This window comes from Candidatus Hydrogenedentota bacterium (assembly GCA_035416745.1).
Lineage (GTDB): Bacteria > Hydrogenedentota > Hydrogenedentia > Hydrogenedentales > SLHB01 > UBA2224.
Genome location: DAOLNV010000054.1, coordinates 25,300 through 32,762 on the forward strand (window position 1 = coordinate 25,300; position 7,463 = coordinate 32,762).

Consider the following 7,463-nt stretch of genomic DNA (forward strand, 5'->3'; position numbering starts at 1 on the left):
GGCACTCCCAATGAGTTGGCGGGGGCCGACCGGTTTAAGGAAGACTCCTGGGTCGTCATCAAGGGTCAGATCAAGCCTGAACCGGCGAACTGAAAAATCCTTCCAAGCCCGCATTCCTGCTGGACATACGCGTGTTTTCGCGCTACCATCCTGTTCCCGAGGTTAGGAGGGCAGTAGAATGTGGATCGGCGCCGTCGCTATTGCGTTACTCGTGGTTTTGCCAACTCTCGCCGTTCCCGTGATGCTGTATTTGTCCATCAAGGGGATGGCAAAGGCGAAACATTCACTTGAACCTGCTTTACTCGAGGAATTTCCCCTCGATTATCGCGTCGCGACGCAAACCGACCAATGGGCCCGCACCAAAGGGCTTCGCTTTCTGGGCGGCAGCTCGATGAAATTGCCAAACACGGTCTTCATTGCCGCGTGGCAACTGAGCGAGTCCCCGACCTTTTTCTGCATGTACGGTGTGCGAGACAAGTATGCTTACGATTTTGTCACCTATCTGACGCCAAACCGTACCCTCACCACAACCAATTCCAGGGACGGATTGATGCTGCCCCGCCGCCCCGGACGATACTGCCAGGCCTTCGAGAACACCGACTTCGACACCCTGTGGCGGTGGCACCAGGTATCTCTGGCCTACCTCCAGACAGCCGGACGTATCGCGCCGCAGGCCATGAACAAAAGCTTCGGGGATGCCTTTACCGAGGCAATCGTTGACCAGCTTCGCTACGTGCAGAGCATCCCGCTGTGGCCGGTCCGCGGCCTGAAATGGTATTTTGTGAACCGCTCAAAACTCAGCAATAAACCTATCGAGGAACAGCACCGGGCCGGGCTGGTCAAGCTTCCAACCGACTTGACGTGGCGCGAGGATGAGGCGTCCTGAGTGCGCCGTTTGCCAGGCGCCGCGTGGGCAGGGGCTGCCCATCACGAGCGATGTCTGCAATCCTATCCTGAAGAATTCGGCCTGTCTCGGGGGCTACCATCCGGACCTTCAACCCTTCTGTCTCTTGTGAATCCCCATCGTCCGGCAAATGGGCAAGGTATCGGGCCCGGGTATTCCTGAGGGGGGCAAAAAGACGGATCTTTCGGCCAGTGGGCTGCGCATCCTAGAACGAATGCGACAATAAGTCGGGTATTAGGGTATAATTAGTTCGATCCGCAGGCTCGGAATGGTCTTTCCCCATGAAATCCGCCGTTGCCCGCTGTCTATTATGGTAACCCCTGACAACCAGGCTGTGTGGCAGTTAAATAGCACTTATGAACGCAACAATTGCAGACGGAACGTCGTTCTGGCACCGCCTTCCCATCGTGCAGACGCTCCATGAGCTGGAGAAGGGTCCCCGCTCGTTTCTCTGGTACGTGTCATTCAATGTTGTCGGGTGGCAATGTGTGCTCGGCCCGGCATTGGTGCTGTTGGCCCGCCGCATCGATATGCCGCCGTCCTGGGTAGGAAGACTTCTGTCGTTTACGCCGTTGTCAATGATTCTGGTTCTTTTCGGGGTGCGCATCATCAGCCGTGTAGGCTCGAAACGGCTTATGCTCGTAGCATGGCTTTCCCGGAACATCATCGTCTGCGGTGTTTTTTTCATTCCCTGGGTATACGAGAGCTGGGGTCCCCGTGCGGCATGGTATGTGCTGATGGGAAGCACGCTGGGGTTTTGCATCGCCCGTGCCATTGGGGCGGGCGGATGGTGGCCGTGGCTTCACGAATTGGTCCCTGCGAATCAGCGCGGCCTCTATTTCAGTGCGGAGACCATGGTCACCAATCTCATTTCTGTGCTCGTGTTCGGCGTGCAGGCTCTTATTTTGATGAATTCCCAGACCTTGGGGCGTTACCTGCTGATTTTCATGATTGGCGTAATGGCGGGATTGACCAGCCTTATCTACATCGCGCGTATCCCCGGCGGCAGGGGTTCCGCCGAGAAGGAAGGCGATATAGAGACCTTCGGCTCATATTTCCGCGTTCTGTCGGATCTCCCGTACCTTCGTTTCCTGGCGGTTTCATCACTGAGCTTTTCGTGCGTTGCCTGGTACACGTCCTGTTCGATTCTGTACATGCGCGACGCGCTTGGAATGTCGTCCGGATACATTACGGCCATTACATCGGCGGGAAGTCTTGGCATTCTGCTGACCATCCGGGCCTGGGGCCGTTTCGCCGACCACAGCGGCAGCGCCCGGGCGATGTCCAAGACGCTTTTCGCCTTTTCGCTTGCGACCTTGTTCTTCCTGCTGCTTCTGCCGGATGAGGGATGGACCCGTTGGGCAGTATTGCCCGCCGCGGTGATGGCCGCCGTGTTCAATGCGGCATTCAACGTCTCGGCCAACCGCGCGAACCTCAATTTCATCAAGGCAACGGGTCTCGTCGCATATACCAACACGTGGAGCATCGTCACATCCATTGCGCTAGGGATAACGCCGATCATCGCCGGAAAAATCATCGACGCGTGGGGACTCGATGGTTTTCGCCTGTGCTTTGCCGCGGCGGGTATCGGCGGGGTACTCTGCGCAATGTTGTGCCGGGTGACAGTTCCGGACGGGGAGCCGGTCGAAATGTCTGTTACCGAGTTGCTCAATCCCGGCCTGCCTATCCGCACGCTGGCCCGCATCTTCTACATCACGGCGGGGTTTCACCAGAGCAACCGGAACCCAAACCACCGCGCCCCACAGAGCCCCGACCTGTAGAACACGACCCCCCGGCGTTCATTCTGTTTGGGTTGCCGCCTGCGGCCGGGCTCACTTGAGTGCGCCCGCCATAAGCCCTTTTATGAAGCGCCTTTGCATGAGCAGGTAGAGGACGGTCACGGGAAGGGACAAGACGACGGTTCCCGCGAAAATGTTGCTCCAATTCTTGACGTACTTGTCCGTCAGGAACGTGTACAACTGGACGAACACCAGCTGAGCGCGCGGTCCCACAATGATGAATGCCTGCATGAAATCGTTCCAGATCCACAACCCCCAGAAGATGATGACCGTGATCGTGCATGGCACGAGCAGCGGAAAGATGATGCGCCAGAATGTCGAGACGGAACCGCAACCGTCCAATGCCGCGGACTCCTCCATCTCCTTGGGAATGGTCGACATGAAACCGCTGTAGATGAAAATGCATAGGGGCAGTCCCCACGAGACGTAATGCACCCAGAGGGCAAAGTAGGAGAAGTCGGCGCCCGACTGCGCAAGCAGCGTTTCACCGGCGGTCCCGTATGTCGTGGCGTGAACCCCCGCCGCGGGTGCGACGCGGTCCAGCACGCTTATGGAGGCCGCGCCAATAGTTTTGAACTCCTTCAGGAGGGGCACCATGATGATCTGAAAGGGTATCGTGAGTCCCGCGAGAAAGAAGAGGCGGAGGAACTTTCCGGAAGCCATGCGGCGGCGCGTCATCGAGTAGGCTGCCATCGGCGCTGTAGTGATGAGGGCCAGAATCACGACAATACACATGATCAGGCTGTTGACCATGGGGCCGGCGAGGCGCGCCTTGGTGAAGAGGAACCGGTAACTGTCGAGATAGAGGCCGTTGGGAGGCGCAAAGGGATTCTCGCGAATCGCGGGTAACGGTTTCAGTGAATTGATCACCGCCAGCAGACAGGGCGAGACGAACAGGATTCCAAGGAGGAGCATTGCGATTTCAAAGAGGGGCCAACGGCGCTTTGAATCGTTCCGCGTGATCATAGGGCCACCTGCCTTCGCCTCAGGAGGGATGCCTGAACCGCCGCCACGGCCACCAGCGCCGTGAAGGTCACGAAAGACACGGCCGCGGCGTAGCCTTGACGGTTGTTGAGCACCCCCAGATGGTAAATGTAGTAGCCGATGGTGAAGGTATCGTATCCAGGCGCGCCTTGGGTCGTTACCACGATTTGTGGAAAGAGATTGATGCCGGTAATCAGGGCCAGAACTGAATTTGTGGTGATTGTGGGCAATAGCATGGGGAACTGAACGTGGGTGAATACCTGGAGCGGCCCGGCGCCGTCTATTCGGGCAGCCTCGTAGAGGTCGGTTGGGATGGTCTGGAGGTTCGCCAGGTACAGAGTGGTGAAGAAGCCCAGCCCGCTCCATGCCACCAGAGCAAAGACGAAATAGGGCGCCCACTCGCGCGCCAACATCCAGTTCTGGGCGAGCGCATCAAGGTGTATCGCTTCAAGAAGGATGTTGATAGCCCCTTCCCGGTAGTTGGCAAGGTAACGGAACAACAGTGCGCTAACCAGGATGCTCAAGATATAGGGGTAGAAGAACATCCCGCGGACCAGCCCTTTCATAACGCGAAGCTTGTCGAGAAGCACTGCCAGGAACATCGTCGCGAAGGTGAAGAAGAGCGTCAGCAGGACTGTCTCGAAGAGGGTGAACCGCACGGACGAGCGAAACATGGTGTCGGCCGCGAGCTCTCGAAAATTGGCCAGCCCGACAAAACCGGGATTGTCGGTCCATCCCGTCCAGTTGGTGAAACTGTAGCCAAAACCCATGAGTGCAGGCAGCACGATAAACCCCGCATACAGGGCGACGGCGGGACCGCACAGCACCAGCGACGCGAGAAACTCGCGCCACATTCTCTCGCGGGCATGGGTCCGAGCAGGATGGTTCATGGGTAGTTGTCCCCGGCTGCATTACGGCACGCTACGGAGAATAGCAGAGGGTTCGGGCGTTGGGCAAAGCAGAGGCCAGCACAGCGTGCGGTGGAACGAACCTGGAATCTCGTCTAAACTACGCGTCATGATGGGAAGATAATCAAGGGGGGGCGGCACGTGAGAGGTTCTATAACTGTTTCCAGTTGCTTGGCGGTGATTGCCGGGGCGGCGCTACTCGCGGGTTGTGGCGCGCCTATGGAAGAGGGCGAAGTCATTCGGGTCACGCGCAATATTGGCGGCCGGGAGGGCTTCCGAAGACATTTCGAAACGTGGAGCCGGGTCTTCGCGGAACAAAACCCCGGCTGGCGTATGGAACTCATCGACCTGGGCAATGCCGAGGGGTCGTCGTTCTACAAGTCCCGTATTGCTACGGGCGACCTTCCCGAAGTCATCATGGTCTGGGAGATGACGAATTTCCTTGCGGATGGAGGCCATCTCATCCCGCTTCCCGACAGCTTCTACGAGGAATTCGGGATTGCTCTGCCACCTCCGTACAAGGGCAAACGCTACACTTCCCAGCCGGGCCTTCAGCTTCAGGGGGTCGCGATCAACAAGAAGATGTGGGCTGACATCGGCGTAACGGAACCGCCCGAGACTTGGGACGCTTATTTCGCTGCTTTCGAGAAACTCAAAGAAAAAGGCTATCAACCCGTCGTGCTCGGGGGGTTCGAGTGGTCCGCGTCCCAGCCGCTGTCCTATATTTTCGGCGCCGACATGTACCAGCGCGACCGTAAACCCGGCGAGCCTTCGTGGACTATCAAACGCGACAGGGACGAGGTCACTTTCTTGAAAGACCCGGTCGCGCGTAAGGCCATCGAGACCATGATTCAGCTGGTCGAGAGGTTTGTGCCCGAGGGCGCTTCCAGCGACGGGTACGACGAGGAAAAGCGCGATTTCTACGGGGGCAAGGGCGCAACGTGGTTCATGGGATGCTGGCTGGCGGGGGACCTTGAGCCGGAGAAAGTCGATGTCGATATCGACTACTGGCCCGTACCCTCTCTGCTCGGAAATCCTCCTGCGTTCATCAGGACCTCCGGGATGCCCTCGGGTTGGGCCATAACCACCTCCGCTGTGGGCGAAAAACACGAGAAGGCGGTCGCGGTCCTCGAGGCATTTTATGATCCCGTTGTTTACCAGGCATTTCTTAACGGCGAGGGAATGATGGGCGCCGCCGGGAAGGTCCCGGCGACCCGTCCCCAATATGAGTGGCCACCCGCCCGGCAGTTTATCGAGAACATGGCGGCCAACCATGCCAAGTATGGCGATACCTTGGGTTTCCATATCGCGTTGGATGACATGGTGCCTGCGGTCTTCTATACCTCCATGATGCGGGTGATGCAGGAGATCATGGCTGGAAACCGCGACATCGATGCCCTGCTCGGAATGCTGGATCAGGAATGGGTGATGGGCCGGAAGGGTACATGAGCGGGCTTGACAGGTTTTCGTATTGACAGCTGGGTCCGTGGGCACTACCATAAAGAACAATATCGCTCAAGAACGAACATCGCCGCCCTGACGGTGAAAGGCGGCAGGTGGGGAGTGGTACGTGTCTCGCATATCCGACGTACAGTTTGCATCGCCGCGCATCAGTCTGCAAGACCTTGCGGGGAAAGACTATATAGATGCTGTGTGCCGTGCAGGGGCGTTTCTCCGCGAGAGTTCGGTGGCGGCGCTGCGCGAGATAGCGAGGCGCAAGGTTGACTTTTTGCCTCTTGAGTTCCAGCGGCGGTTGTCGGCACGGCTGGAGCAGGTCGGGACGGTGTGCACCTCCCCCGCTCCGAAGACCTCCGGCGGCGCCACGAGTCTCGAGTTCGAGAGCCACTCCCATAGTGAGCAGGCGCCTCTCAGCGCGTGGGGGTATTTCCGGATAGGCGAGAACGGCCGCTTGTACCTGACATCCAAGAGCGAACACTACCATGCGCCGCTTGGTCATGGTTTCCCCGGCTATGCCCTGATTCGCCATGCGCAGGCGCTTGGTATCCCGAACGCCACCCACAACAATACGCGCGGGCATATCACCCGCCTCCTCGAGCAGGAGATGGTCCGGGCGGCCTCGGGCATTTCCCGCGGGGACGGGACGACACTGGCAAGGACGTTGCGCTCGAGAGCGACGACCGTTCTCAACCGGGTGCTGAACCTCGAGACAGGCAGCCTCGCCGCCGAGGCGGCTCTGAAGATGATACTGGCGCGCTTCTATCGCAGCGAAGCCGGAGGACTCGCCCCGAAGTACGCGGGGCGCAAACCGGTGGTCGTGGTCCTGGGCGATGACGAGGGCGGACTCGAGGCCAACTATCACGGCACGACGTTGCTGACGCAGGTCATGCGCGGGATGTGGCCCGAAATGGCGGGCATTCTGGAGAAGAGCGGCCTGTTCACCGTGCGCGCGGTACGGCCGAACAACTTAAATGATCTCGAGGAGGTATTTGCGCGCTGGGAGAGGCCTCCCTACAAAATTGCGGGCTTCTTCCACGAGCTGGTCCTGATGAACTACGGGGCGGTGCGCCTGTCCAAAGGGTTTATTCGGCGTGCGTACGCGTTGTGCCGCAAGCACGACGTGCCCACGGTTTGCGATGAGATTCAATCCTGCGTGTGGAGTCCCGAGCTCTATCTTTACCGTGAATACGGAGTGAAGCCAACGTTCGTGGTTGTCGGGAAAGGGTTTCCGGGGGGCGAGTATCCCGCTTCGAGGGTCCTGTTCAGCGCCGCCATGGACAGCCTGCCGCAGTTCGGGGCGCTGGTGACCAACGGGCAGGAAGAATTGGCATCCCTGGCCTATTTGATTACCATGCGCTGGGTCGAGGCGAACCGCGAGAGAATCAAGAAGGTTGGAGCATACTATGAGGA

6 protein-coding genes are annotated in these 7,463 nt (G+C 58.7%); 4 read left to right on the top strand and 2 right to left on the bottom strand.

Annotation, left to right across the window (positions count from 1 at the left end; all coding sequences use genetic code 11):
* Positions 1–178: 178 nt before the first annotated feature.
* Together PLJ71_15340 and PLJ71_15345 are read left to right on the top strand one after the other, a co-directional pair.
* Complete coding sequence (locus tag PLJ71_15340; GenBank protein ID HQM50061.1) at positions 179–886, top strand: hypothetical protein; 708 nt, start codon at positions 179–181, stop codon at positions 884–886.
* A gap of 374 nt (positions 887–1,260) precedes the next feature.
* Entirely contained in the window at positions 1,261–2,685 is a 1,425-nt protein-coding gene (locus tag PLJ71_15345; protein ID HQM50062.1) for an MFS transporter, read from the top strand.
* Positions 2,686–2,736: 51 nt separating this feature from the next.
* Here PLJ71_15345 and PLJ71_15350 read toward each other — a convergent pair whose 3' ends face one another.
* Together PLJ71_15350 and PLJ71_15355 are read right to left on the bottom strand one after the other, a co-directional pair.
* Entirely contained in the window at positions 2,737–3,669 is a 933-nt protein-coding gene (locus PLJ71_15350; GenBank protein ID HQM50063.1) for a carbohydrate ABC transporter permease, read from the bottom strand.
* Positions 3,666–4,577 (bottom strand): sugar ABC transporter permease, encoded by a 912-nt coding sequence (locus tag PLJ71_15355; protein ID HQM50064.1) that lies wholly within the window; start codon positions 4,575–4,577, stop codon positions 3,666–3,668. Before PLJ71_15355 ends, PLJ71_15350 begins: the two co-directional genes overlap by 4 nt.
* A 159-nt stretch (positions 4,578–4,736) precedes the next feature.
* On the opposite strand from PLJ71_15355, the gene PLJ71_15360 reads away from it, so the two are divergent.
* Complete coding sequence (locus tag PLJ71_15360) at positions 4,737–6,044, top strand: ABC transporter substrate-binding protein (GenBank protein HQM50065.1); 1,308 nt, start codon at positions 4,737–4,739, stop codon at positions 6,042–6,044.
* A 121-nt stretch (positions 6,045–6,165) separates the two neighbouring features.
* On the top strand, positions 6,166–7,463 hold a 1,298-nt coding region (locus PLJ71_15365; protein ID HQM50066.1), incomplete at its 3' end, for an aminotransferase class III-fold pyridoxal phosphate-dependent enzyme.

What these genes read in the sequence shown, in the direction of transcription:
- PLJ71_15340 (HQM50061.1), top strand. Translation starts at nt 179, where the DNA reads ATGTGGATCGGCGCCGTCGCTATTGCGTTACTCGTGGTTTTGCCAACT.
- PLJ71_15345 (HQM50062.1), top strand. Translation starts at nt 1,261, where the DNA reads ATGAACGCAACAATTGCAGACGGAACGTCGTTCTGGCACCGCCTTCCC.
- PLJ71_15350 (HQM50063.1), bottom strand. Translation starts at nt 3,669, where the DNA reads ATGATCACGCGGAACGATTCAAAGCGCCGTTGGCCCCTCTTTGAAATC.
- PLJ71_15355 (HQM50064.1), bottom strand. Translation starts at nt 4,577, where the DNA reads ATGAACCATCCTGCTCGGACCCATGCCCGCGAGAGAATGTGGCGCGAG.